The organism is Brevibacillus centrosporus (assembly GCF_003710815.1).
Lineage (GTDB): Bacteria > Bacillota > Bacilli > Brevibacillales > Brevibacillaceae > Brevibacillus > Brevibacillus centrosporus.
Map to the genome: position 1 here is coordinate 20,547 of NZ_RHHP01000011.1, position 24,721 is coordinate 45,267.

Genomic DNA, 24,721 nt, shown 5'->3' on the forward strand with positions numbered 1-24,721 from the left:
TGTTTCTTGAGTTGAGGTAGGTTCACTACTTTGGCTGAGAAAGGAGTTTGACTATCGTTATATTCGCGAAAGCAGGAAGCCTCCAGCCGAAACGTAGGAGTGGAAAAGCGTTCGCCGTTTTTTCGATTATCTGTGTATCACAATTCCACTCTAGACACTGATTTTAAAAGCGAATTGAGTCGCGGTAAAATTACCCAAAGGAACGTCTTGAAAACCATTATGCCAGTGTAAAATTAACGGCTGAAGACAGAGCCATTATCATTTGTCGCGGTTGAAAAAAAGAGTGGAAAATCTTTGGTAGAGCAAGGATTTCTAAGGTTTTCATCAAACAATGAGTCATGTGTCATCGAATCCCTTAGAAAAACAGGAACATCCGCCTTTGTTTGGATAAAAATAAGGGCAAAATGCCTCAATATGAAAAAAACAGAGTACGGTGACGGGCCAAATCTGGTAACATGGTATGTACTACACAAATCAGGTTTTCTCGAATAAAATTAGCATCTTCTCTTGGAAATAATTTGCTCGGGTGACGGCGATTGGAATGCGCGTACACTCGTTTAAGCGTCCCGGAAAGTTGAGATAGGCAGCTAAGAACCTGTGAGTAACAGGAGACTTTCCTACACGAAAAGAATGAGGTGGAGAAGTTGGGTAAAATCATTGCGGTTGCGAACCAGAAAGGCGGCGTCGGGAAAACGACTACGTCCGTCAATCTAAGCGCTTGTCTGGCCGCATTGGGGAAAAAGGTGCTACTGGTGGACATTGACCCACAGGGGAACGCGACCAGCGGGATCGGAGTCAACAAGGCCGATGTGCGATACTGTATCTATGATGTATTGATCAACGACATTAGCCCGGTAGATGCCACTTTGCCAACGGACATTGAAGGTTTGATGATTATTCCGGCCACCATTCAGCTGGCGGGTGCAGAAATTGAGCTAGTCCCAACGATCTCACGTGAAGTTCGTTTGAAAAAGGCTCTGGAAGTAGTAAAAGACAAATACGATTTTGTGATCATTGATTGTCCGCCTTCCTTGGGGATTTTGACTGTGAATTCCTTGACTGCAGCTGATTCTGTGCTCATTCCGATCCAATGTGAATACTATGCGCTAGAGGGTTTGAGCCAACTGTTAAATACGATTCGTCTGGTTCAAAAGCATCTTAATTCCCAGCTTGCTATCGAAGGTGTCGTTTTGACGATGCTGGATGCGCGTACGAACCTGGGAATTCAAGTGATTGAAGAAGTGAAAAAGTACTTTCAAGAAAAAGTGTACAAAACGATTATTCCCCGTAATGTGCGCTTGAGTGAAGCTCCATCGCACGGACAAGCCATCATTACGTATGATCCACGCTCCAGGGGTGCGGAAGTTTATACTGATCTGGCGAAGGAAGTGGTTGGGGTATGAGTAGAGGTTTGGGAAAAGGGCTGAATGCACTTATTACGTCCAATCTCATCGAGGAAGGGGAACAGGTCAAAGAGGTTTCCGTCAGTGAGATTCGTCCCAATCCATATCAGCCCCGTAAAGAGTTTGAACCGGCCGCTATCGAGGAACTGGCTCAGTCTATTAAAGAACACGGGATCATTCAGCCATTGATCGTACGGAAAAGCATCAAAGGATTTGAGCTGGTAGCGGGAGAGCGAAGACTGCGCGCTGCCAAGCTCTGCGGTCTGAAGCAAGTGCCTGTTGTAGTGAAAGCTTATACCGATCAACAGCTGATGGAAATTGCTTTGATTGAAAATCTGCAACGGGAGAACCTAAATCCGTTGGAAGAAGCAGAAGCTTACGAAAAGCTGATTGCCCATCATGACTATACACAGGATCAATTGGCGCAGAGGATCGGAAAGAGCAGACCGCATGTGGCAAACATGCTGCGATTGCTGCAGCTGCCTGAGACGATCCGCAAGATGGTATCGACGGCAGAGCTTTCTATGGGACATGCACGTGCGCTGCTGGCAGTAACGAAAGAGCAAGCACAGCAGCAACTAGCCAAGGATGTTGTTGAAAAAGGATTAAGCGTACGGCAGCTGGAAGAGCTGGTGAAACAACTGAATGTTTCACGTGAAACAAAGAAGAAAAAAACCGCGAAGAACGAGCCTGTGTTGGTGGAGATCGAGCAGCGTCTGAGAAGCCTCTTTGGGACCTCGGTTAAGATCAAGAAGGGGACGAAGCGCGGCAAAATTGAAATCGATTTTTACTCGCAGGAAGATTTGCAACGAATCATCGATCTATTGCAATCGGAAAAATAAGTGCAGGAGGTAGTCATGGCGATCATCTATTTGGATAACGCAGCTTCTACCTGGCCGAAACCGCCGGCTGTAAAGGAAATGATGGCTGAAGTCATCGACGATTTTGCTGCAAACCCAGGCAGAGGCGGACATACTTTAGGGATGAAAGCTAGCAAATCCGTGTTTCGCACACGCGTGCAATTATCGCGGTTGTTTGGGATCCAAAACCCAAATAACCTCTTTTTTTATCTGAACGCGACGCAAGCGCTCAATCAGGCTATAAAGGGGTTTCTAAAGCCGGGAGATCATGTGGTGTCGTCGTCTGTGGAGCATAATTCTGTACGACGACCTCTGGAATACATGCGTAAAACAATCGGAGTTGAGATTACGTATGTGGAACCAAGAGATGACCATCAGTTTTACCCGGAGGACTTTGAAAAAGCACTCCAACCGAATACCCGTCTTTTGGCTGTCAGTCACGCTTCCAATTTGACTGGTGTTATCCTGCCGATCGCAGAGCTAGGTGCACTGTCAAAACAGCATGGTGTGGCATTTTTGGTTGATGCATCGCAGTCAGCTGGTGTACTGCCCATACATGTAGAAGAGATGAACATCGATATGCTTGCATTCCCTGGCCATAAAGGATTGTATGGTCCGCAGGGGACGGGAGCTTTGTACGTTCATAATGACATTGATCTTGAACCGTTGATTCACGGTGGAACAGGAAGCCAATCGGAAGCGATCGATCAGCCTACAACCAGACCGGATCGCTATGAGAGCGGAACGGTTAATACCGTTGGATTAGCTGGATTGCTGGCTGGGGTATCCTACGTCATGGAAAAAGGCGTGGAAAACATACGCGAGCAAGAGTGGGAGCTGACGAAGCAGACGCTTGTGGGCCTGAAGCAAATTCAGGGCGTTGAAGTATATGGACCCGGCGTGGAAGTCGAGCGTGTCGGTGTTGTGTCCTTTAATATTGATGGAGTAGATGCCTCTGAAGTTTCTTTTATTCTCGATCAACAGTACGGGATTGCGACGAGGTCAGGGTATCATTGCACTCCGCTAGGGCATCAAACTGCGGGAACAGAGCAAAAGGGCGCTGTACGGGCCAGCTATGGCATTTTCAACACGCAGAAAGACGTAGAAGCGCTTATTCAAGCGGTCAGGGAAATCGCGGCTGCTTTTGTGTAATGCCTTCCGTTGGAGGAGAAAAACGTGATTTTATTAGGGACCCTGGTAAATGCCCTGGCGATCGTGGTTGGGGCATTGTTGGGAAGGCTTTTGACACGAATTCCGGATTCGATTCGAAAAACGGTCATGCAAGGGATTGGATTGGCAGTAGTCCTGCTTGGGATTCAGATGAGTCTTGGGACCGACAACTTTTTGCTCATGATTGTGAGCATTGTAGTAGGATCGATTTTTGGTGAACTGATCGGTATTGAAAAAACGTTGAATCGGCTGGGAAAATGGTTGGAGAAGAAGGTCGGCGGTGGCAAAGAAGGCGGCATAGCAACAGGGTTTGTTACCGCAACACTTGTCTATTGCATCGGAGCAATGGCTGTTTTGGGAGCAATGGACAGCGGTCTGCGCAATAACCACGATATTTTGTACACAAAGGCGTTATTGGACGGATTCTCAGCTATTATTTTTACATCTGCATTAGGAATTGGCGTCCTTTTTTCAGCGGTGCCGGTGTTTATTTATCAAGGTTTGATCGCGCTTTTATCGACCCAAATCTATAATGTGGTAAGTCGGACCATGCTTGATGCCATGCTGGCAGAAATCACGGCTGTCGGAGGGCTGATGATTATCGCCATCGGTATCAATATTTTAGAGATAACAAAGATCAACGTGGCAAACATGCTTCCCGCATTGGTAATTGCGGCTTTGGGTGTTCCGATTGTAGAATGGCTGTCGAAGTTTTTTTAACGAATAGGAATTTATAAGCGTATACGTTTATGAATTCCGGAGCGCATGGCAAAGTGCCTCAGCGTCCGCTTCTGGCATTACTTCGGTAAAACTTTCCGCTAAAACGCGGTCGCTCCTCCTCGACCAGGCCTCGATAGAGGTTTCTGAACAGGTGAGAAATGAGACTCTTCCAATCATGGTTGAGTCTTTTTTGTTGAGTGAAAAAGGGTTGGTATGTGTGAAGGAGCGGAGATTTGGCTGACGAATGAGTGCAGCATTATCCTAACCCAATCGCGCAAAAGGAATGGTAGAATAGCACAAAGAAACTTGGAAACGAAAAAATGTGAGATAGAGTACGAACAGGAAGCAAAGTCAAGAAAGACTGGCTGCGTAGAAAACAGACGCAGAGGGAGAGAATCAGGATGATTGGGTTTGTGGTAAATCCGGCAGCGGGCAATGGCAAAGGGGAAAAAGTATGGAACAGCTTAGAATCAATTCTAAGACAGCAGGGAGTCGTTTATCGAGTAAGGAGGACATCCAGTGAGGGGGAGGCAGAAACATTAGCAATCGAGCTGATTGAAAAAGAGGAAGTAAAAATGATCGTTGCTGTTGGCGGGGATGGAACGGTCAGTGAAGTGGTTAACGGAATCTATGAAGCGGGAAAAGAGTGTACATTGGGGCATGTGCCAGCGGGATCAGGTAACGATTTTGCACGAGGTCATGGGTTGCCCAAAGATCCCGCACAGGCGATTGAACGAATCCTGTCGAAAACGCGGGAAAAATGCATCGATTTGCTGAAAATCAATGGGCGAGTGGCGGTCAATTCAGTTGGAGCAGGGTTTGACGGGCAGGTGGCAAAAACTACGAACGAGGCAGGATACAAGAAGTGGCTAAACCGGTTACGTCTTGGCAAGCTGGCGTATATATGGTCGGTCATCCGCGTATTATGTACCTATTGTCCATGCGATGTTACCTTGCTTATAGACGGACAGGTTCATCAAATGAAGAGAATTTGGCTCATAGCGATTGCCAATATTCCCAACTATGGCGGGGGCATGCTGATCTGCCCACAGGCGTTGCCCGATGACGGGGTTGCCGAAATCTGTGTCGTCCAGAACGTCACTCGACTAGGGCTTTTGTTTGCATTTCCTAGGATTTTTACAGGAGCCCATGTGGATCATCCAAACGTTGTTTTTTTGCGTGGCCGGCAGATTACAATAGAGTCTGAGCAGCCTTTGCTGGTGCATGCAGATGGTGAGATGGCAGCGCAGACGCCAATATATGTAGAAATCGAAGCAGGTAAACTACGCATTTGCGGGTAAGAAGCCTATATCAAGGCTTTAAGAATGGAGGAAGTGTTTCATAGGGAGCTTATCGAGGAAGTTCCAGGATTGGCCACTCAGGCACTTCTCCAAATGCAGCAGAAGTGGTCATTTTTTTACACGACGAATTGTCAAGCCAAGTGCGACAGAGCTTCCATAAATGATTCGTGAGCCGTTTTCCAGCCCAAACATTTTCTCGGCCGACTGTTAATGAGGTGCAAGGCATGAACTAACTCTTCCTCAGAGACCTCTGCGAAATCCTTACCTTTAGGGAAGAATTCTCGTAGAAGACCATTCGCGTTCTCGTTGGTACGTCTTTGCCAGGATGAGTAAGGATCTGCAAAGTAAATGGCTAGCTTATGTGCTGACTCCAATCGTTCATAACAGGCAAATTCTTTCCCACGATCAACAGTGGCTGTTTGAAATGTACCCTTTGGAAATGAATCAGCGACTATTCCAAATGCCTTCTCTAGGGAGGCAGAGGTACGATCAGGCATCTTCACGGCAAGGTAAAGGCGGGTTTTACGCTCCGCGAATGTAGCGACGCATGCTTTACTTTTCCCCCGACTGGAAACGACCGTATCCAGTTCCCAGTGGCCAAAACTGTTACGCTTTCTCACTTCTTTGGGGCGCTGCTGAATGGACTTCCCTACGTTGAATCGGCCACGCGTTTCGGCAGGGCCTTGGCGTTTGCCTTTGTGGCGCAGGAAAGCAGTATTTCCTTTCACCAACAGACCGTGGTATAGCCAGCGATATATCGTTTTAAAGGAAACCTTCTGATCTGGGCATTCCTGACTCATCCGTCCGGAAATCTGCTCGGGAGATCAGGTTTGGGCCAACTTTCCAGCGATATATTGCTCGCGTTCGGCTGTCCATTTACCACGAGAAACAGAGTGTTCCCTCCGTTTCTCGTAAGCCTCATGAGCTGCCTCTGCCTGATATTTTTCACTCCCATATCCTCGTTTTAACTCACGAGCAATGGTAGAATGATGCCGTTTGAGTATTGTGGCAATCGCACGTGTAGACCAACCCAAGCGATGAAGGAGCGCTAGCTGACTACGTTCTGTTATGCTAAGATGTGAATAACTCATGATTGATTCTCCTGTGTAAATGGTGTTGTGGTGACTTCATTTTACACGAATCAATCATGGGCCATTTTTATTTATGCAGGGGTGTCGCACTTCATATTACAATCCGTCACACAAAAAAAGAGACTTGTTTCCCAGAGGGGGGAGGAGAACAAGTCTTTCACCTATAGAAATGAGTCAAACGCGGATGGGCAAATCAATCAATGACTTTCAATGCTGCCCAATCGGCTTTCCTCAGAGGCTAACACAACAGCTTTGGACAATCCGGAAGCAATAATTTCTGCCATGCTCATTACAACTGCCAAACGAGTGTTTTGGAGGACAAAATATTCCATGAAGCCTCCTACATTCACAATCCCAGTGATATGAAAGGTTCCTACTGTCGGAAGCTCTTTTTTGACACCGGCACCAGGCTTGAGCGGCCCGTTAATCACGTTGATATTGCCGACATGGCTAAATTGACCGAGACAGGCGTCGACTGCAATGACTGTCGATTTGGGATGCTTGGTTTGGATGAGTTCGAGCTTTTCCTTCAGGTTCATAGCGTGGACAGGATCGTCCAAGGTACCGTAGACCCGAAGATGGCGGTGGGCGAGCGGTTCCAGCTTGCTGCCTACCAGCGGCCCCAGCGCATCGCCTGTAGAACGGTCTGTCCCAATACAAACCAGAACAATTTCTTCTTCAAAGGGCTTCAAGCGAATGCGTTGAGCAAGGTGTAGAGCCAGATGTTCATCGGCATTTTCACTTCGATATTCCACTTTAAAAGGTGGTAAGAGACTATCCTTGCGATTATCAAAAGTATTCATGGCTACCCCCACTCTTGCGTTCGTCAATGGAAAGATTTGAAGAGTATTCACAGTATAGTACCGAAGTGGATTTTTTATACCAGCTAATGAGAAGGTTACGTAGGTTTTGAAAAATCAAGGAAAGTGGAAAGAGATTGGTCGAACAGGTACAATAGGAGATGCTTGCCTGATGCCAGCAGGAAAACAAGGTTGGCTGTCAGGACGTAGGGAGGGAGAAAAGTGGGAGGAGAGACAGTACTCATCGCATTTGACTCAACGCAGCAGGCTTTGCGTGCAGAGATGCTGCTGGAGTATGCGGATATCGAGATAGACACAAGACCGACCCCAAAAGAGATAACGGCCGGCTGTGCCCTCTCCATAGAGTTTCCACTGCCAGATTACTCACAGGCTAAAACCATCATGGAGGAACAACAAGTGATCATTCGCGGCTATTTTCGTCAGTTTGCCAATCGCTATCAAGAAATTGACGAGAAAGGGAACAGAAGGGAGCAGGAATAATGGGTGACGGAAAATTTTTTCAGACCCTGTACAATCAAATGTATGAATCGGTAACGAATGCCGACATGTGGATGAATGTTGGCATGGTTGCTTTAAAAATTGTAGCGATTATCGTGATTTCACGGATTGTGGTGTCCGTTGTGCAGGCAGCGGTCAACAAGGTATTTCAGCATCGAGCCGGCAGCAAGATTCAAATGGATCAACGCCGTGTAGATACGATGCGGGTCTTGGTTAACAATGTTGTGCGATACACGTTGTATTTTTTAGCGATTCTCATGGTCTTGCAGCTGCTGGGGATCGATTTGAAGCCGGTCTTGGTGAGCGCGGGAGTGTTGGGGCTCGCAGTCGGCTTTGGGGCACAGAGTCTGGTGCGTGATATCATTACTGGATTCTTTATTATTTTTGAGGATCAGTTTGCGGTAGGAGACGTCGTCACGATCAACAATTTGACGGGAACTGTGCAGGAAATTGGGCTGCGCATCACGCGTGTCCGCAGCTGGACCGGGGAAGTGCATATTTTCCCCAACGGGACGATCACACAGGTGACCAATTTTTCTTTGCAAAATACATTGGCAGTCGTAGATGTCTCGGTGGCGTATGAGGAAGATCTGAAACAGGTGGAGGAAGTGCTGAAGGAAGTTCTGCAGATTGCTAAAACCGAGCTGACGGATATCGTCGCAGAGCCTCAGATACTTGGAGTGCATGCACTTGGCCCTTCGGAAGTAACGATGCGGGTAACGGCCGAGTGTAAGCCAAACACCCATCACGGAGTAAACCGCAATCTGCGTGCGATGATCCGGACAGAATTTACGAAGCGGGGCATTCAGATTCCTTATCCGAAGATTGTAGCGATGCAAGGAAAAGGACAGAGTCAGGGGCAAGCGTAGATAGAAAGGAGACAGAGAAAAAAGATGGAAAGGAAGCAATTTGAACTGGGGGATGTCGTTCAAATGAAAAAGCCGCACCCGTGCGGTACAAACGCCTGGAAGGTGATCCGTATGGGCATGGATATCCGCATCAAGTGCACGGGATGTGACCATAGTGTGATGATTCCTCGCTTGGAGTTTGAACGGAAGCTGAAAAAGATTTTGAGTCGCGCGGGGGAAGATCCGCAGTCCTAGACGCGAAATATGTTTGAACCACGCTGTTGTCTTTTTCTACAATGCCCGTAAACGGTGAGAGGGGAGTCCGGATGGCGAAGTCCAGGAAAGGGCTCTCTGCCGTTATAAACGGGGGGATATGATGAAAAAGGGGACGAGCAGGTGGTTGTATGTAGTGGGCATGCTGGTGCTGATGATGTTGGTGGCACAGCCAGCTTTGGGAGCAGAGCGGAACGCTTGGGGGATCAAGGTTACTCCAGCTGATCAATCGGTGGATCTTTCGCCGAATATACGAGTGGAGCTGACGTTTCCCGAAAGAGTTCGCTTGCTGAACAATAAAGAGCTGACCAACCAATCGTGGATGTCGATCATTCAGCTGACGGACAGCAAGAAAAGGAAAGTACCCTATACTGTAAGCTGGAACAAAAATTTGCGTACGGTCACGATCGACCCTGTGGGTAACTTGGAAGCAGGACAGACGTTTAAAGTGACTTTGCCAGTGAAGAAGCTAAAAAATGATCAGGGACAAAGTAATCCAGAGGTTAGCAGCACGTTTTCCATCAAAAAGCCTGTGGATACAATCGCTCCGCGGGCGACCATTTTGCCAGGTCATGGTGCCAAGCAGGTGAAGCTGCAGGAAAAGGTGACGCTGCAATTTGCGGAAGAAGTGACGCTGGTAAGCGGAGAAATTCTCGCGAGCAAAACGGCAGGACCACTGGTGCGAGTAACGGATGAGATGGGAACGAGCGTCGCCCATACGATTACCTGGAATAAAAGCAAGCGAATGCTCACAGTGAAGCCAAAAGGAAAATGGCAGCCGCATCAGACCTATCTGATCGAGCTGGTACCCGGATTGCTGCGGGATACAGCGGGGAATAGCAATCCGCTGCAACGGTCGCTTTTTACGACAGGGGCTAAATAGCAAAAAAGCAAAAAGGGGTGTGCCGAGTGAGGCAGCATCCCTTTTTGCATGTGTACTATCGTGATTTTAACTCCCAGGAAGGATAGTACATCCACTATGACAGTTCATGGCGTATCGATGGTGCGATCGCCTAATATGACAGACTATAGTGTAGAAGACAAGGCTGACGCCAGCGACAGCTTTTCTTCAGATAGGTCGGATCGCAGCGGGAGTATTAGTTGCAGTCGCAACCAATGATCACGAGAAGGATGAAGAGCACCAAGATCAGCGCGAAGTCGTCGAAACCATTAAAGATACCCACTTGCTAACACCTCCTACCCTAGTTTCAATACACATGCTATGACAAAAGCGGAGGAGAGGTATGGGCGAATGTCACGGGTTCACAGAAAATAAGTTATGCACATTCTATCCACAGAAAATGTGGACAACTTTGCAGCTTGGACGAGGTGAGAATTACAATTTTGGGGACAAGCAGGTGTGGACAAGTGGTTATCCACAGAACTATCCACAATATCGTCATTTCTCTGGATAAATTGACTGTTGTTAATAAATATTTAAAATATTTTTTATTCAAAAGAAGGGATAAGAGGGAAAAAAAGATAATTACAGTAACTAGTGTTTGGCAATAATAGAAAGACGTAGAAAAGGGGCGATTGAGATTTGAAGAAGCGTACGCTTGCATCAGTCACGGCTCTGGCCATTGCTTTGACCACCGTAGCAGTGCCTTTTATTCCGTACAGCACACCAGCTGTTGCGTTTGCTGCGGAAAAAGCACCTGTCTATCAAACACGCGCGGAAATTCCTGACCAGTACAAATGGAAGCTGGATCATATTTATCCGTCTGTGCAGGATTGGGAAAAGGATGTAGCTAAAGTTGAGGAGTTGGCGAAGGCCTTCACCAAATATCAGGGGAAGCTAAGTACCTCTTCTGCTACCATGCTGAAGGCGTTTGACGACTATATGAGTATGATGCGTCTAAACGACAAAGCTTACGTGTACGCCAATATGTCACTGGATGTAAACTCCGCCAATTCCGAGCTGCAAGTCTTGGCAGACAGAGCGGAAAAGATGTACACACTGGTTTCTGAAAAAACAGCGTGGGTGCAGCCGGAAATCGTGGCGATTCCTGATAATAAAATGAAGCAGCTGCTGGCAAATCCAGCGCTGGCTCCATACAAGCTGTTCCTGGAGGACATGCTCCGCAACAAAGCACATTCGCTCTCCAAAGAAATGGAGGAGCTGTTGGCAAAATCATCGCCGCTCAGCAGCTCGCCGACGAATATTTACAGCATGTTGTCCAAAGATGTGAAATTCCCGAAAATCAAAGACGAAAGCGGAAAAGAGGTACAGCTGAACCGTTCCAATTTCGTTTCCTATTTGGAAAGCAAAGATCAACGGGTGCGCAAGGATGCATTCAAAGCGTATTACAGCTCGCTGATTGACTTCCAGGATACATTTGCATCGACTTTGGCGGCGAAAGTAAAAGGGGACAACTTTTACGCAAGCGCACGCAATTACAAGTCTGCTCTGGAAGCAAGTCTGACACCAAACAACATCCCAACCAAGGTGTACGACGAGCTGATTGACACCGTAAATGAAAACCTACCATTGCTGCATCGCTACATCGCTTTGAAAAAGAAAATGCTCGGTGTAAATGAGCTGCACATGTACGATATTTACGTACCGATCGTGCCATCTGAAGATAAGTACATCCTCATCGAAGAAGGGAAAAAGATGGTGCTAAATGGTCTGCAAGCCATGGGAGACGACTATGTGAAGGTACTCTCCGAAGGGCTTGAGGGCGGTTGGGTAGATGTTTACTCGACGGATGACAAACGTACGGGCGCGTATCAATGGGGCGCATACGACACGCATCCGTATGTATTGCTGAACCATCAGGGGACGCTGGACGATGTGTTTACCATCGCTCATGAGATGGGTCATGCTATGCAGTCGTACTACACCAATAAAACGCAGCCGTACGTCTCGTCCAATTACCCTACCTTTACAGCGGAAGTAGCGTCTACGATGAACGAGACCCTGCTGTTCAAGAGCATGTACGCCCAGGCGAAGACCAGGGCTGAAAAAATGTATCTGCTCAATCACTACCTGGAAAACTTCCGTTCGACGTTGTTCCGCCAGACTCAGTTTGCCGAGTTTGAAAAGGCGATCCACGACAAGGAGCAGGCAGGCGAGTCTTTGAACGCGGAGGCAGTGAAAAAGATCTACCTCGATCTCAACAAGAAATACTACGGCAAAGACATGGTATCCGACGATGAAATCGCGATGGAGTGGGCGCGCGTTTCCCACTTCTTCAACTACAACTACTACGTGTACCAATACTCGACCAGCTTTGCAGCATCTCAGGCTCTGGCTAAACAAATCCTGGATGAAGGCAAACCGGCTGTAGACCGGATCAAAAAGAACTTCCTCGAAGCTGGCAGCTCTGCGCCGCCAATCGAAGTGCTGAAGGCGGCAGGTGTCGATATGTCTACATCCAAGCCAATCGAGCAGTCGATGGAGATTTTCGAAGAGACGCTGAACGAATTGGAAAAGCTGGTAAACGAGAAATAAGCTAAGGAAAAGAAAGAGGCTCCCTTTCACCAGAGAGGGAGCCTCTGCCGTGCATATGAATCGAACGGTCAATAAGCGATGCCGACCCGCGAGCGGATGTATTCACCTGAAGAGAGCAAGCTGTACGTAAACGCAGCAGTGTCCGGAACGGAAATCTCGGCTCCATCCACTGGCAAAAAGTCGCGTTCTACTCGGTAGGAGCCAAGCAGCGTACCATCAGGCAAATAGGTAGGACATACGATGGTCCAGTCGAGCTCGGTCTGCGCGAGTAGCGTATAGGCTTTGTGATGCTCCTCGGCAGCGCGAGTCAGCTTGCGTTTGGACTCACTGGACTGGTAGCGCAGCAGTTCCGGGGACGTTCGGCTTTGCAAAATACCGGCTGTTCCGACTGTGATGATTCGTTTCACGCCTTCCTGCTCCATAGCACGAACCAGGTGAGGAATTCCATCGGACAAGGTAGTGCCTCCATCCGTACCAAGCGTGCTGATGACAGCATCTGCGCCTTTGACCGCGCGCTGCACATCCGCAAGGTCCAGGACATTGCCGGGAAGAACCCGCAGATTGCCCCATTGATTTTGATGGTGAACAAGCTTTTCCAAAGTGCGTACCAAAGCCGTGACATGATGACCGTCCTGCAACGCAGTGGCAAGGATGTGACCTCCCACGCGGCCAGTAGCACCGAATAGCACTAGATTCAAAACTACACACCTCTTTTCTGGCGAACACAGTACATTCGTTTCTGCCTTCCAGTCTAGCATTTCTTTTTTTGTCCCACCAGTTTGCAGTAGGATAGGGGCAGGAAGTTCCACAAGGATGCAATTGTATTCTCATAGGCAAATCTATATACTTAAAAGGATGTCAGGATGATGATAAGGAGTGTATATAGATGGGTGCATCTTGCGGGATTGTAGGTCTTCCTAACGTAGGGAAGTCCACCCTGTTTAACGCCATTACCCAAGCAGGTGCAGAATCGGCTAACTACCCGTTCTGTACGATTGATCCCAATGTGGGAATTGTGGAGGTTCCAGATCCACGCTTGGCTAAATTGACAGAGATCGTTGTTCCAAACAAAGTGGTTCCAACTGCTTTTGAATTCGTAGACATTGCTGGTCTGGTAAAAGGGGCGAGCAAAGGCGAGGGCTTGGGGAACCAATTCCTGGGGCACATTCGTGAAGTGGACGCAATCGCACATGTGGTTCGCTGCTTCGAGGATGAAAACATTACGCACGTATCTGGCCGTGTAGATCCACTCTCCGATATTGAGACGATCAATCTGGAGCTGATCTTTGCGGACCTCGACTCCGTAGAGCGACGCATTGACCGGATCGGCCGCAAGGTAAAAGCGGGCGATAAGGAAGCGAAGCAAGAGCTGGATGTACTGGAAAAATTGAAGGCTGCTTTTGAAGAGGGCAACTCTGCACGCAGCGTAGAGCTGGATGACGAGGAGCGCAAATGGATTCGTGACCTGCATTTGCTCACCATCAAACCGATGCTGTACGTGTGCAACGTGGCTGAGGATGGCATTCTGGATGCAGACAACAACCCGCATGTGCAAACGGTGCGTAAGCATGCTGCCGACGAGGGTGCGCAAGTGGTAGTGATCAGCGCAAAAGTGGAAGCGGAAATCGCGGAGCTGGAAGGCGAAGATAAAGACATGTTCCTCGAGGAGCTGGGTTTGTCCGAGTCTGGTCTGGACCGTCTGATTCGCGCTGCCTATGAACTGCTGGGGCTGGTGACTTACTTTACTGCGGGTGTGCAGGAAGTTCGTGCATGGACCATTCGCCGCGGCACGAAAGCGCCAGGAGCAGCGGGTGTGATTCATACGGACTTCGAGCGCGGCTTTATCCGCGCAGAGGTAATCGCGTACAACGATCTGGTAGATGCTGGTTCTGTGGCTGCTGCCAGAGAGCGCGGGAAGTACCGTCTTGAAGGGAAAGAGTACGTGGTTGCAGATGGAGATGTTATGCATTTCCGTTTCAACGTTTAGAACTGAATCTTGCTTCGAGAGATTTGCTTTGCTATAATACCATAATGCGAGTATTTATGGAGTGCATGTCTTATGCGTTTCGTTTCAGCACTCGCTCCTTGCCCGATCAGGGCCGCTAAAGTCCATAAGGAGGTGAAAAGGTATGCGTCAATACGAAGTTATGTATGTATTGCGTCCAGACCTTGAAGAAGAGAAAGTGAAATCCAATGTAGCTCGTTACAGCGAGATCGTAACCAACTACGGCGGTGAAATTTCCAAACTTCAAGAAATGGGCAAGCGTCGTCTTGCTTATGAAATCAATAAGTTCCGTGAAGGTTACTACGTTTTGATGAACTTCAAATCGAATGCTGATGCGGTTGCGGAAGCAGAGCGTCTGATGAAAATCAACGACGACGTAATTCGCTTCATGTTCGTTCGTGATGAGAAGTAATCACTGTCGCGGTCAGAGGGGGAACCAAGATGAATAAAGTCATTCTCATCGGCAACCTGACAAAAGATCCTGAACTTCGCTACACGCCAAATGGCGTTGCCGTTGCTACGTTTACTGTGGCGATCAATCGTCCCCGCACCAACCAAGCGGGCGAGAGAGAAGCCGATTTCATTAATATTGTTGCTTGGCAGAAGCTGGCTGACCTGTGTGCAAGCTATTTGCGCAAGGGCAGACAAGCCGCCATCGAAGGACGCCTTCAAACGCGCTCCTACGACAATAAAGAAGGAAAACGCGTATACGTAACAGAGGTAGTTGCAGAGAACGTTCAATTTTTGGGCGGTCGAGGCAACGAAAACGGAGATAATTCAGGCTACGATCCGGGTCCAGGCTTCGGCGGTGGCAACAAACCATCCGGTGGAGGCCAGAGAAACGACTTTGATCCGTTTGGTGATCCCTTCGCGAGTGCTGGCAAGCCTATCAACATTTCGGATGATGACTTGCCGTTCTAAAGAATCGTATAACTTTCACATTTCCTTAAAAAGGAGGAACTCACATGGCACGCAAAGGACGTCCTAATAAGCGTCGTAAAGTTTGCTTCTTCAAAGTGAACAAAATCAAGCACATCGACTATAAAGATGTTGATCTGCTCAAAAAGTTCATCAGCGAGCGCGGTAAAATCCTGCCTCGTCGTGTAACTGGTACTTCCGCTAAGTACCAACGTGCACTGACGATCGCAATCAAACGCGCACGTCAAGTAGCACTTCTGCCTTACACGGCTGAATAATTTTCACAAGTTATAAAAAGGGGGACACAATTGCGTGGCCCTCTTTTTTCCATATCTTCTTGTACTCCCAAACGAGGTGCTGACATGCCTTCAAAAACCAAGCAATTGGCCGAAAATGCCCTGATGCTGGGTATCGCACTGGTGCTGTTATTCCTCAGTACATACACAGTGCTAGGTGCATTAATCGGTATTTTGATCCCACTGCCTTTTCTACTCCTGGGTATGAGCAGAACCGTGCCGAACATGGTATGGATTTCCCTCGCGTTTACCTTTCTAGGGTGGATCATGACGGGACCAATCACTGCCTTTGCGGCTCTTGAGTTTGCAGCTTGGGGAGCGGTGATGGGGATTTTTTACAAGAGAAGAGGGACGGCACTCTCCGGAATTACAGCGGGAGCAGTCGCAGTTTTCTTCGGTTTTGTGTTCATGCTGGCCTTCATGGTGTTTGGCATGAATACGAGCTTTGATTCGATGATGCAGCAGGCTGCACTCCTTCGACCGGCATTCGTACCAAAGGAGCAGTACGATCAGTACATGGAGCTGGCGAAGATGCTTCTTCCTGTGAGTCTGGTCATGTTCAGCTTTGGTTCCAGCGCGATTGTGCACTGGCTGGCTCGTTTGGTTGGGAAACGTCTGCGCAGACCGGTACCGGCCCTAAAGCCTATCCGGGAATGGACCTTTCCGAGGTCGTTGCTTTACTACTACTTCATCGCTATGATTGCCATGCTGGTGTTTGGGTCAAGCATTCAGGGGACGTTCTGGGAAAGTGCGATCCTGAACGTAAAAGTCATGCTCGACACCATTTTCACTTTGCAGGGGCTAAGCTTTTGTGTATTCGCAGCCTATTTGTATGGCTGGAAGCGTTTGACTCCAGTGCTTATTGTCTGTCTATTTATTTTTCCCTTTCTAACCACTATACTGAGTCTAGTAGGGATCTTTGATTTGGGAATTCGGTTGCGTGAAAAACTGGAAACAAGAGTGAAGAGGGGCTGAGGAAATGCCCAAGTTCCTGTTAAAGCGTTGGTACGGGATGCATATGGTCCTGGCACTCAGCTTTAGCTTGTTGTTGTTGGGAATTTTGACCCTGCACCATTGGATGTACGGGGCGATCGGCATGGTCTGCTTGATTGGCCTGGTTCTTTATGCCCTCCAGGCTGAGAAAGGGTTCCAGCGCGATTTGCGCCTTTATCTGGCTACGGTCACACATCGTGTGAAGAAGGCAGGAGAAGGTGTCATCCAAGAGATGCCGATCGGGATCCTTTTATACAACGAGGAAAAGGCAATTGAGTGGGTAAACCCGTTCATGACACATATGTCCGGGGATGAGCTTCTGATTGGCAAAAACCTGCAGGAGGTTTTTCCTGGTCTGAATGGAAAGCTGGAGCAAAAGCGGCTGGAATTTACCTACAACGAACGGGTCTACGAGGTGCTGGTCCGATCCGAAGAACGTCTGCTGTATTTTACAGACATTACGGATTTCAAGGAACTGACAGCTCGCTATCACCGTGAAAAGGCTGCACTCGCGATTATCCATCTCGACAATTTGGATGAGATTGGACAAGTGATGGATGACCAGAGCCGGACGCTGCTTTCGACCAGTGTCGCTGGTGTCATCACGGAGTGGGCTACCAAACATGGCATATATCTTCGCCGAATCACGGCTGACAAATTTTTGGCGCTGATGGAACGGGAAGCACTTGATAAATTAGAAGAAACGCGTTTTGACATTTTGGATGTCGTACGGGAAATGACGGCTGACAACAAAATTCCGATCACACTGAGTATCGGGGTTGGGGCAGCTGCGAGTACGTACATCGAATTAGGGCAAATGGCGCAGTCCAGCCTGGATATCGCTTTGGGCCGTGGTGGTGACCAGAGTGCCGTCAAGGTCGGGAACAAGCTTACTTTCTACGGCGGGAAATCCAATGCCGTTGAGAAGCGGACACGCGTACGGGCACGTGTCATCGCCCATGCTTTGCGCGACCTGATCCATGAGGCAGAGCACGTCATCGTCATGGGACACAAGCAGCCGGACATGGACTCCATCGGCGCATCGCTCGGTGTTTTAAAAGCTGTACAGGTGCACAAAAAGGCTGCTTACATCGTCATGGACGAAGGAAACAATTCCGTCGAGCGCCTGATGCGGGAGATCTACGCAAACGAAGAGCTGGCTGAGACGTTCGTAACACCAGAACAAGCCATTCGACTGGTGACTGGTCGGACGCTGCTCGTGGTTGTCGATACGCACCGTCCTTCGCTGGTTATTGAGCCTAAGCTGTTGGGTGAAACCAGCCGGGTTGTCGTGATCGACCATCATCGCCGCTCAGAGGAATTTATTGAGCCCGTTCTGTTGTACTTGGAGCCGTATGCTTCCTCTACATCAGAGCTGGTCACAGAGCTTTTGCAGTACCAAAGCGAGCGCTTGAACATCGACAGTCTGATTGCAACTGCATTGCTTGCGGGAATCGTCGTCGACACCAAGAGCTTTGCCTTCCGTACAGGCTCGCGTACCTTCGAGGCTGCGTCGTTCCTGCGACGTAACGGTGCAGATACAGCAGCTGTCCAGCGTTTGCTGAAGGAAGATGTCAATCAGTACGTCAAGCGTGCTCGAATCATCATGAACACTGAAACGTACCGTGACAATATGGCGATCGCTACAGGTGATCCTGCAGAAGAATATACGCAAGTCCAGGTGGCTCAGGCGGCGGAACAGCTGCTGACCTTATCTGGCATTCAGGCATCGTTTGTCGTGGCACAGCGTGCTGACGGTGTGATTCTGATCAGTGGGCGCTCTCTCGGTGACATCAATGTACAGTCCGTCATGGAGCTTTTGGGCGGCGGCGGTCACTTGACAGGAGCAGCGACCCAAATCGAAGGCATTACCATAAAAGAAGCAGTGAAACGCTTGAAAGAAGCGATCGATTCGGTCATGTAGGCCAATATGAGAAGGGGGAAACGATGATGAAAGTCATTTTTCTTCAAGATGTTAAAGGCCAAGGCAAAAAAGGCGAAGTAAAAGATCTCTCCGAAGGTTATGTACGCAACTTCCTGCTGCCGCGCGGGCTGGCTAAGGAAGCGACAGATAGCAACGTGAAAACGCTCGACGCTCAAAAGCGCAGCGAAGAGAAGCGCAAAGAGCAAGAGAAACAGGAAGCCATCGAATTGGGTGAAAAACTCAGCGAGCTGACTGTGAAAGTAAAAGGCAAAGCAGGCGAAGGTGGTCGTCTGTTTGGCGCGATTTCCAGCAAGCAGGTAGCACAAGCGCTGGAAGAGCAGTTCAAGATCAAAGTGGACAAGCGCAAACTCGAAATGGATGCGATCCGCGCACTGGGTGTAACGCAAATTAAAGTAAAACTGCACAACGAAGTGACCACATCTCTCAAAGTACACGTGGTCGAAGAATAATGACAGACATGTGGAGGGTGTGACGTGAGCGACCTGTTTTTGGATCGTGTGCCGCCGCAGAACAAGGAAGCAGAACAGTCGGTACTAGGTGCCGTGTTCTTGTCCAAGGAAGCTCTTATCACGGCCATTGAGATTCTTCGCCCGGAGGATTTCTACAAGACAGCGCATCAGCGCATCTTTCAAACGATGGTGGACCTGTACGAAAAAGGCGAACCTGTCGATCTGGTCACAGTGACAGCAGACCTGCAGGACCATAAGCTGCTGGATGAGATAGGTGGCGTTACCTATCTGACGGAAATCGCAAGCTCTGTTCCGACAGCAGCAAACATCGAGTATTACGCAAAGATTGTGGAAGAAAAGTCGCTTCTACGGCGATTGATTCATACAGCAACAAAGATCGCCAATGATGGATACTCACGCGAGGATGAGGTCACGGCAATCATTGCCGACGCGGAGAAGTACATCATGGAGATCGGGCAGAATCGCAATAGCGGTGGTTTTACACCGATCCGTGATGCCTTGATGGAGACGTACGAGCGCATCGAGTTCTTGAGCCAGCGCAAGGGAGATATCACCGGGATATCGACGGGATACACCGACCTGGACAAGATGACGGCTGGCTTGCAGCGAAGCGACTTGATCATCCTCGCTGCCCGTCCTTCCGTAGGGAAAACGGCGTTTGCGTTGAATTTGGCACAGAATGTAGCCGCACGAGCTGGTGAGACCGTCGCCATTTTTTCTCTGGAGATGGGTGCGACCCAGCTCGTTCAACGTATGATCTGTGCCGAGGGGAATCTGGATGCTTCCCGGATGCGTTCGGGGGCATTGGAGGAAGACGATTGGCAGAAGCTGACGATGGCGATCGGGACTCTGGCGAAGGCGCCCATTTACATTGACGATAGTCCTGGGGTGACCGTCATGGATATCCGTGCCAAATGTCGTAGGCTGCAGGCGGAGAAAGGTCTCGGATTGATTCTGATCGACTATTTGCAATTGATTCATGGACGTGGAAAAGGAGATAACCGTCAGCAGGAAGTATCCGAAATTTCCCGTACCTTAAAAGGGATTGCCCGTGAGCTGAACGTCCCTGTAATCGCCCTGTCGCAGCTGAGCCGTGGTGTAGAGCAGCGTCAGGACAAGCGTCCGATGATGTCGGATATTCGTGAGTCCGGTTCGATCGAGCAGGACGCCGATATCGTTGCGTTCCTGTACCGCGACGACTACTACGACAAAGAGACCGAGAACAAGAACGTTATCGAGGTCATCATCGCAAAGCAACGTAACGGCCCTACCGGAACAGTGGAGCTGGCGTTTTTAAAGGAATACAACAAATTCGTCAGTCTGGATAATCGGTTCCGAAATCAGGCAGGATAAAATAGAAACAGAAAAGCCGGAGGGAATTCCGGCTTTTTTCTTTGGGAATTCCGTACTGCCCGATTTCAAAAAAGAGAAGGACAACAAGGGTTTGCATAGCGTATCATAATTACCGAACGTATAATGTTCTTACTATTCAAATGTTCGTATTTTCGTTGACATGCGGGAAATGGTTTAGTACACTTAGATTGTTTCAGGCCCAAAAGGACATGATTATATCAGGAGGTGTTTTTCGATGTCAACTGTCGTTGTCGTCGGAACCCAGTGGGGCGATGAAGGTAAAGGTAAAATTACTGACTATTTGGCTGAAAGCGCAGAAGTAGTGGCTCGTTACCAAGGCGGTAACAATGCAGGCCATACCATTATTTTTGATGGCAACAAATACAAACTGCACTTGATTCCATCTGGAATTTTTTATACAGATAAGACCTGCGTGATCGGTAATGGTATGGTAGTAGACCCAAGAGCGCTGATTAAAGAGCTGGAGTACATCCACAGCTTTGGTTTTACTACAAACAATTTGAAAATCAGTGATCGTGCCCACGTAATCTTGCCTTACCACATCAAACTGGATGGGGTAGAAGAAGATAGCCGTGGTGCAAACAAAATTGGTACGACTCGTAAAGGGATCGGTCCTGCCTACATGGATAAAGCGGCTCGTATCGGTATCCGTATTGCAGACCTGCTGGATCCAGAAGAGTTCAAACGCAAGCTGGAGCGCAACCTGGCTGAAAAGAACAACCTGTTGGAGAAAGTCTACAACACCACAGGGTTTGAATTGAATGAAATTCTGGACGAATACCTGGCTGTAGCTGAGGTTATCCGTCCTTATGTAACCGATACATCTGTAGTTTTGAACGATGCAATCGACCGCGGCAACCGCGTGCTGTTTGAGGGTGCCCAAGGCGTGCTGCTCGATATTGACCAAGGTACTTATCCGTACGTAACGTCTTCCAATCCAATCGCGGGTGGAGTGACGATCGGTTCCGGTGTGGGACCAACCAAAATCAATCAAGTCATCGGGGTAGCGAAAGCGTACACGACTCGTGTAGGGGACGGTCCGTTCCTGACTGAGTTGACTGATGCGATTGGTGATCAAATCCGTGAAGTGGGTGCCGAGTACGGTACGACAACTGGCCGCGCACGCCGTGTAGGCTGGTTTGACAGTGTAGTTGTTCGTCACGCTCGTCGTGTCAGTGGCATCACCGGTCTGGCTATCACGAAGCTGGATACTTTGACTGGCATCGAGACCCTGCGTATTTGCACCGCGTACAAATACAACGGTGAGATTATCGAATCGTTCCCGGCGAACCTGAACCTGCTCGCAAAATGCGAACCAGTTTACGAGGAGCTGCCAGGCTGGACAGAGGACATCACAGGTGTTCGCAACCTCAACGATTTGCCAGAAAACGCACGTCACTACATTGAGCGTATCACGCAGCTTACTGGCATTCCGATGTCGATCTTCTCTGTAGGACCAGACCGTGAGCAAACCGTAGTCGTTCGCGGCATTTACGGATAAGCCTTAGTCCCATAGACATAGCGAAAGCTGTCGATTATTCGACAGCTTTTTTTTGTACAACCAAGAATGGATCCCGTATGCGGGCAGCAGAGGAGAGACCTGTGCCCTCTTGCCGGGGGCAGTTTTCGAGTTGGACAAAAGTCCCGATACGGGTTTTTATGTTACGAGAAAATTTATTTCGAGAGGACAGACACGAAACGACACCTTCTGGGCATAAAGTAGAGCATAGCAAGGAAATGGAGAGGTGATCGTGATGATGGGTTTTGATCAAAAAGCCATGAAGCTGCTGGGGAAGAACGTACAGGTGAAGATGTTCAATGGCGTCGTCATCAAGGGAACCATGACTCATTTCGATAACGGATACCTGTGCTTCATCACCACTTACAAGCAGCAGGATACCGAAAAAACGACGATTCGCAGGCTGGCAATCAAAGAAGTAACTTCCATGCTCGAGGTGTGATAATCGAATGAGCAAAAAGCACTGAGCCACCTACTCATAGCGGAGCAGGTGGCTTTCTATTGACCTAGGCTGGTTACAAAGTCATATCATGCCGCCGCAGGAAGTAATGATTTGGGTAGCTTCGTCGCCTCTTTCTTCTGGAACGACTGCGGTCAGGAGGACACTTCGATTTAGATCGTCATCTCCCCGTTCAGCCATCCCGCTAGCATCTGGATCTACTGCGGCAAGTACGCTGGCATCCCGGCCGCTGGGAAAATCACCAGCCAGTGTCATGTTGCCCAGGCTCGGTATTTCGCCAGAGATCGGATTCATGATCGATTCGTTCCCATCGCCTGGAAATTGTCCGACTCTGTCGATTTGCATGGTGGAAAAACCAGCTTGTCGAAGAGCATCGGCCGCTTTTCCTGCATCCTCCTCCGTATGAAAACCTGCCAGAATGTTTCTTTCTTTCACGTAAATCACTCTCCTGACTGTCTAAAATATTCCAGTTTCATGTACATATCATGACTCTTGGTCAAGTTTTTTATTCGACAGCAATTTACACTTGATGTTGTCGTTAAATATGTGGTAAAGTCGACATAGTTGGTTTCTTTAGGCAATTTGGCAGATTACTGGAAACAAAATTTTGGGCTATATGTCCTAGTCGGTATATTTAAATAATTCAGGGAATACCGAATGCAAGGCGAGCTGCTAATGTTTTCAGGAGGGACAAGTTATGCAATGGTCGGAATGGAAGGCCAAGCTGCAGGAACGGTCAGAGCAAATCGTTCAGAATTGCAGACAATTGGCGAAGCGCACGATAGATCAAACAAGCTCATACATTCAAACACATAAGAAACAAACCATTTCTGTCGCGGCAGGGCTGGTACTGACCGTGGCAGCGGGAGCTTCCGCACAGTACTACTACACCAGCAACATCATTTCGGTGTATCACGTTCTCGTAAATGGTCAAGAGATTGGCGTGGTGGACAACCCCGCAGTGGTAAAGAACTGGACGGCAGCCAAGCTGGAGGAAGAGCAGGCAAAGAACGGCCTCTCTATGACGCTTGCTGATTACATCACGTTCCAGGAAGAGCGTAAGTACAAGGCGCCGTTTGATAACGAGTCGACTGTACGCGCACTATCCGACATCGCCGACATCAAAGTTGAGGCGGTTAAGCTGATTGTAGACGGGAAGGTTGTCGGTTATGCGGCGGATCAGAATACAGCTGATCAAGTGCTTGCTCATGTGAAAGAGAAGTTTTCGGGCATCCCAGCACAGGCAGACAAGAAAGTGGCCGTAGCGGCTGCATCGTTAAGCGCACCTGCAAAGAGCAGTCCCATCAAGGAAGTTACGTTTAAGGAGCAGGTAGAGACAGAGAGCGACTCAGTCACGGCCGCGCAGGTTTTGCCGGCGGACAAGCTGGAGGAGCTGCTCGTTAAAGGTACCTTCAAGCAGATGACGCATACAGTCGTTGAAGGAGATTGCATCGGTTGTATCGCTAAAAAGTACGGCATTACGTCAAATGATATCTATGCAAACAACCCTGGCATCACGGAAAATACGTTGCTCCAGCTGGGGCAGCAAATCAACGTGACCGCTATTCGTCCGTTTGTGACGGTACAGGTGAAAGAGGATCTCTCCCAAAAAGAAACGATTGCGTTCTCCACGCAAATCAACAACAACGATAAGCTGCCAAAGGGAGAAACAAAAGTCGTCCAGGAAGGTCGGGACGGCAGCAAGATGGTTCAGTATGAGATCGTGAAAGAAAATGGGCAAGTAGTTGCGAAAAATATCGTCAAGCAGGACGTGATCGCACAGCCTGTTGCGAAAATCGTGGAGCGGGGAACAAAGGTGATTCCATCTCGTGGGACAGGCCGTCTGAGCTGGCCAGCGAGCGGTTATATCAGCAGCGGATTTGGTACGCGCTGGGGCCGTATGCATAAAGGGATCGACATCGCTGGATCTGGTTCTGTTTTGGCTGCCGATAATGGTCGTGTCAAATTTGCTGGATGGGATGGCGACTACGGTAAAGCGGTCATCATCGATCACGGCAATGGCATGGAAACTCTTTATGGCCACATGAGCACAATCAGCGTCAAGGTAGGCGACGTGGTTGCGCAAGGCAAAAAAATCGGAGTAAAAGGATCGACTGGGGATTCTACGGGTGTTCACTTGCATTTTGAGGTTCATCAGAATGGACGAATCCAGAACCCTATGCGTTACTTGAAATAGACAAGTAATATATGGAAATAGAGAAAAGGGGGTCTCCACGCGAGATTACCCTTTTTTTGTGCACGTGAAACAGCTATAGGCAGGGAGTGCTTTCCAGAGGAC

At 48.8% G+C, this 24,721-nt stretch carries 25 protein-coding genes and 1 pseudogene; 21 read left to right on the forward strand and 5 right to left on the reverse strand.

The features are described from left to right. The first annotated feature begins 644 nt into the window (after window positions 1-644). From EDM55_RS11875 to EDM55_RS11895, 5 genes are all read left to right on the forward strand, one after another. Window positions 645-1,403 (forward strand): ParA family protein, encoded by a 759-nt coding sequence (locus EDM55_RS11875; RefSeq protein ID WP_092271130.1) that lies wholly within the window; start codon window positions 645-647, stop codon window positions 1,401-1,403. Continuing rightward, on the forward strand, window positions 1,400-2,245 hold the full coding sequence (locus EDM55_RS11880; RefSeq protein WP_092271133.1) for a ParB/RepB/Spo0J family partition protein: 846 nt from the start codon (window positions 1,400-1,402) through the stop codon (window positions 2,243-2,245). Before EDM55_RS11875 ends, EDM55_RS11880 begins: the two co-directional genes overlap by 4 nt. 15 nt (window positions 2,246-2,260) lie before the next feature. Next, complete coding sequence (locus EDM55_RS11885; RefSeq protein ID WP_092271136.1) at window positions 2,261-3,415, forward strand: aminotransferase class V-fold PLP-dependent enzyme; 1,155 nt, start codon at window positions 2,261-2,263, stop codon at window positions 3,413-3,415. 24 nt (window positions 3,416-3,439) lie between these two features. Beyond that, window positions 3,440-4,153: a DUF554 domain-containing protein gene (locus EDM55_RS11890; RefSeq protein WP_092271139.1), complete on the forward strand. Its 714-nt coding sequence runs from the start codon at window positions 3,440-3,442 to the stop codon at window positions 4,151-4,153. Between the two features lie 401 nt (window positions 4,154-4,554). Further along, window positions 4,555-5,454 carry a diacylglycerol/lipid kinase family protein gene (locus tag EDM55_RS11895; protein ID WP_092271142.1) on the forward strand — a complete coding sequence of 300 codons (900 nt, stop codon included), beginning with the start codon at window positions 4,555-4,557 and terminating at the stop codon, window positions 5,452-5,454. A 131-nt stretch (window positions 5,455-5,585) separates the two neighbouring features. Here EDM55_RS11895 and EDM55_RS11900 read toward each other — a convergent pair. Both EDM55_RS11900 and yyaC read right to left on the reverse strand, forming a co-directional pair. Then, window positions 5,586-6,545: pseudogene (locus EDM55_RS11900) on the reverse strand (IS30 family transposase). A gap of 197 nt (window positions 6,546-6,742) precedes the next feature. Continuing rightward, the gene (gene yyaC, locus EDM55_RS11905) at window positions 6,743-7,348 is read right to left on the reverse strand and encodes a spore protease YyaC (protein WP_092271145.1); all 606 of its coding nucleotides are present in this window, start codon (window positions 7,346-7,348) and stop codon (window positions 6,743-6,745) included. A 219-nt stretch (window positions 7,349-7,567) separates the two neighbouring features. On the opposite strand from yyaC, the gene EDM55_RS11910 reads away from it, so the two are divergent. The 4 genes from EDM55_RS11910 to EDM55_RS11925 all read left to right on the forward strand — a co-directional run bounded on the left by EDM55_RS11910 (window position 7,568) and on the right by EDM55_RS11925 (window position 9,868). Next, window positions 7,568-7,846, forward strand: coding sequence for a putative Se/S carrier protein (locus tag EDM55_RS11910; RefSeq protein ID WP_092271148.1), 279 nt, complete (start codon window positions 7,568-7,570; stop codon window positions 7,844-7,846). Continuing rightward, complete coding sequence (locus tag EDM55_RS11915) at window positions 7,846-8,733, forward strand: mechanosensitive ion channel family protein (protein WP_122960436.1); 888 nt, start codon at window positions 7,846-7,848, stop codon at window positions 8,731-8,733. Before EDM55_RS11910 ends, EDM55_RS11915 begins: the two co-directional genes overlap by 1 nt. A 24-nt stretch (window positions 8,734-8,757) precedes the next feature. Beyond that, window positions 8,758-8,967, forward strand: coding sequence for a DUF951 domain-containing protein (locus EDM55_RS11920; protein ID WP_092271153.1), 210 nt, complete (start codon window positions 8,758-8,760; stop codon window positions 8,965-8,967). A gap of 121 nt (window positions 8,968-9,088) precedes the next feature. Then, window positions 9,089-9,868, forward strand: coding sequence for an Ig-like domain-containing domain (locus EDM55_RS11925; protein WP_122960437.1), 780 nt, complete (start codon window positions 9,089-9,091; stop codon window positions 9,866-9,868). Between the two features lie 214 nt (window positions 9,869-10,082). Here EDM55_RS11925 and EDM55_RS31305 read toward each other — a convergent pair whose 3' ends face one another. After that, window positions 10,083-10,169, reverse strand: coding sequence for a YjcZ family sporulation protein (locus EDM55_RS31305; protein ID WP_092271160.1), 87 nt, complete (start codon window positions 10,167-10,169; stop codon window positions 10,083-10,085). Window positions 10,170-10,528: 359 nt separating this feature from the next. Here EDM55_RS31305 and pepF point away from each other — a divergent pair, with 359 nt between their 5' ends. After that, entirely contained in the window at window positions 10,529-12,442 is a 1,914-nt protein-coding gene (gene pepF / locus EDM55_RS11935; protein WP_122960438.1) for an oligoendopeptidase F, read from the forward strand. 68 nt (window positions 12,443-12,510) lie between these two features. Here the strand turns inward: pepF and EDM55_RS11940 are convergent, their stop codons facing one another. Continuing rightward, window positions 12,511-13,140, reverse strand: coding sequence for an NAD(P)-dependent oxidoreductase (locus tag EDM55_RS11940; protein ID WP_122960439.1), 630 nt, complete (start codon window positions 13,138-13,140; stop codon window positions 12,511-12,513). 188 nt (window positions 13,141-13,328) lie between these two features. Here EDM55_RS11940 and ychF point away from each other — a divergent pair, with 188 nt between their 5' ends. The 10 genes from ychF to EDM55_RS11990 all read left to right on the forward strand — a co-directional run bounded on the left by ychF (window position 13,329) and on the right by EDM55_RS11990 (window position 22,404). Next, complete coding sequence (ychF, locus tag EDM55_RS11945; protein ID WP_092271168.1) at window positions 13,329-14,429, forward strand: redox-regulated ATPase YchF; 1,101 nt, start codon at window positions 13,329-13,331, stop codon at window positions 14,427-14,429. A gap of 142 nt (window positions 14,430-14,571) precedes the next feature. Then, window positions 14,572-14,859, forward strand: a complete 288-nt coding sequence (gene rpsF, locus EDM55_RS11950) for a 30S ribosomal protein S6 (protein WP_092271171.1) — start codon at window positions 14,572-14,574, stop codon at window positions 14,857-14,859. Between the two features lie 29 nt (window positions 14,860-14,888). Then, a complete protein-coding gene (locus tag EDM55_RS11955) occupies window positions 14,889-15,368 on the forward strand; it encodes a single-stranded DNA-binding protein (protein WP_092271174.1) in 480 nt (159 codons plus the stop codon). 44 nt (window positions 15,369-15,412) lie between these two features. Then, a complete protein-coding gene (rpsR, locus tag EDM55_RS11960) occupies window positions 15,413-15,643 on the forward strand; it encodes a 30S ribosomal protein S18 (protein ID WP_005831740.1) in 231 nt (76 codons plus the stop codon). 84 nt (window positions 15,644-15,727) lie between these two features. After that, window positions 15,728-16,636, forward strand: coding sequence for a DUF2232 domain-containing protein (locus EDM55_RS11965; RefSeq protein WP_092271177.1), 909 nt, complete (start codon window positions 15,728-15,730; stop codon window positions 16,634-16,636). Window positions 16,637-16,640: 4 nt separating this feature from the next. Then, window positions 16,641-18,578, forward strand: a complete 1,938-nt coding sequence (locus EDM55_RS11970) for a DHH family phosphoesterase (protein WP_092271180.1) — start codon at window positions 16,641-16,643, stop codon at window positions 18,576-18,578. Window positions 18,579-18,604: 26 nt separating this feature from the next. After that, window positions 18,605-19,048: a 50S ribosomal protein L9 gene (gene rplI / locus EDM55_RS11975; protein ID WP_122960440.1), complete on the forward strand. Its 444-nt coding sequence runs from the start codon at window positions 18,605-18,607 to the stop codon at window positions 19,046-19,048. Window positions 19,049-19,072: 24 nt separating this feature from the next. Continuing rightward, window positions 19,073-20,422 carry a replicative DNA helicase gene (gene dnaB / locus EDM55_RS11980; RefSeq protein WP_092271186.1) on the forward strand — a complete coding sequence of 450 codons (1,350 nt, stop codon included), beginning with the start codon at window positions 19,073-19,075 and terminating at the stop codon, window positions 20,420-20,422. Window positions 20,423-20,657: 235 nt separating this feature from the next. Then, window positions 20,658-21,944 carry an adenylosuccinate synthase gene (locus tag EDM55_RS11985; RefSeq protein WP_122960441.1) on the forward strand — a complete coding sequence of 429 codons (1,287 nt, stop codon included), beginning with the start codon at window positions 20,658-20,660 and terminating at the stop codon, window positions 21,942-21,944. 256 nt (window positions 21,945-22,200) lie between these two features. Beyond that, entirely contained in the window at window positions 22,201-22,404 is a 204-nt protein-coding gene (locus tag EDM55_RS11990) for a hypothetical protein (RefSeq protein WP_174769322.1), read from the forward strand. Window positions 22,405-22,485: 81 nt separating this feature from the next. Here EDM55_RS11990 and EDM55_RS11995 read toward each other — a convergent pair whose 3' ends face one another. After that, the gene (locus tag EDM55_RS11995; RefSeq protein WP_122960442.1) at window positions 22,486-22,857 is read right to left on the reverse strand and encodes a hypothetical protein; all 372 of its coding nucleotides are present in this window, start codon (window positions 22,855-22,857) and stop codon (window positions 22,486-22,488) included. A 262-nt stretch (window positions 22,858-23,119) separates the two neighbouring features. Here EDM55_RS11995 and EDM55_RS12000 point away from each other — a divergent pair, with 262 nt between their 5' ends. Beyond that, window positions 23,120-24,619 carry a LysM peptidoglycan-binding domain-containing M23 family metallopeptidase gene (locus tag EDM55_RS12000; protein ID WP_122960443.1) on the forward strand — a complete coding sequence of 500 codons (1,500 nt, stop codon included), beginning with the start codon at window positions 23,120-23,122 and terminating at the stop codon, window positions 24,617-24,619. Window positions 24,620-24,721 lie beyond the last annotated feature (102 nt).

What these genes read in the sequence shown, in the direction of transcription:
- EDM55_RS11925 (WP_122960437.1), top strand. Translation starts at nt 9,089, where the DNA reads ATGAAAAAGGGGACGAGCAGGTGGTTGTATGTAGTGGGCATGCTGGTG.
- EDM55_RS11915 (WP_122960436.1), top strand. Translation starts at nt 7,846, where the DNA reads ATGGGTGACGGAAAATTTTTTCAGACCCTGTACAATCAAATGTATGAA.
- EDM55_RS11895 (WP_092271142.1), top strand. Translation starts at nt 4,555, where the DNA reads ATGATTGGGTTTGTGGTAAATCCGGCAGCGGGCAATGGCAAAGGGGAA.
- yyaC (WP_092271145.1), bottom strand. Translation starts at nt 7,348, where the DNA reads ATGAATACTTTTGATAATCGCAAGGATAGTCTCTTACCACCTTTTAAA.
- EDM55_RS11920 (WP_092271153.1), top strand. Translation starts at nt 8,758, where the DNA reads ATGGAAAGGAAGCAATTTGAACTGGGGGATGTCGTTCAAATGAAAAAG.
- EDM55_RS11970 (WP_092271180.1), top strand. Translation starts at nt 16,641, where the DNA reads ATGCCCAAGTTCCTGTTAAAGCGTTGGTACGGGATGCATATGGTCCTG.
- EDM55_RS11955 (WP_092271174.1), top strand. Translation starts at nt 14,889, where the DNA reads ATGAATAAAGTCATTCTCATCGGCAACCTGACAAAAGATCCTGAACTT.
- EDM55_RS11990 (WP_174769322.1), top strand. Translation starts at nt 22,201, where the DNA reads ATGGGTTTTGATCAAAAAGCCATGAAGCTGCTGGGGAAGAACGTACAG.
- rpsF (WP_092271171.1), top strand. Translation starts at nt 14,572, where the DNA reads ATGCGTCAATACGAAGTTATGTATGTATTGCGTCCAGACCTTGAAGAA.
- EDM55_RS12000 (WP_122960443.1), top strand. Translation starts at nt 23,120, where the DNA reads ATGCAATGGTCGGAATGGAAGGCCAAGCTGCAGGAACGGTCAGAGCAA.
- rpsR (WP_005831740.1), top strand. Translation starts at nt 15,413, where the DNA reads ATGGCACGCAAAGGACGTCCTAATAAGCGTCGTAAAGTTTGCTTCTTC.
- rplI (WP_122960440.1), top strand. Translation starts at nt 18,605, where the DNA reads ATGAAAGTCATTTTTCTTCAAGATGTTAAAGGCCAAGGCAAAAAAGGC.
- ychF (WP_092271168.1), top strand. Translation starts at nt 13,329, where the DNA reads ATGGGTGCATCTTGCGGGATTGTAGGTCTTCCTAACGTAGGGAAGTCC.
- EDM55_RS11880 (WP_092271133.1), top strand. Translation starts at nt 1,400, where the DNA reads ATGAGTAGAGGTTTGGGAAAAGGGCTGAATGCACTTATTACGTCCAAT.
- EDM55_RS11985 (WP_122960441.1), top strand. Translation starts at nt 20,658, where the DNA reads ATGTCAACTGTCGTTGTCGTCGGAACCCAGTGGGGCGATGAAGGTAAA.
- EDM55_RS11885 (WP_092271136.1), top strand. Translation starts at nt 2,261, where the DNA reads ATGGCGATCATCTATTTGGATAACGCAGCTTCTACCTGGCCGAAACCG.
- EDM55_RS11965 (WP_092271177.1), top strand. Translation starts at nt 15,728, where the DNA reads ATGCCTTCAAAAACCAAGCAATTGGCCGAAAATGCCCTGATGCTGGGT.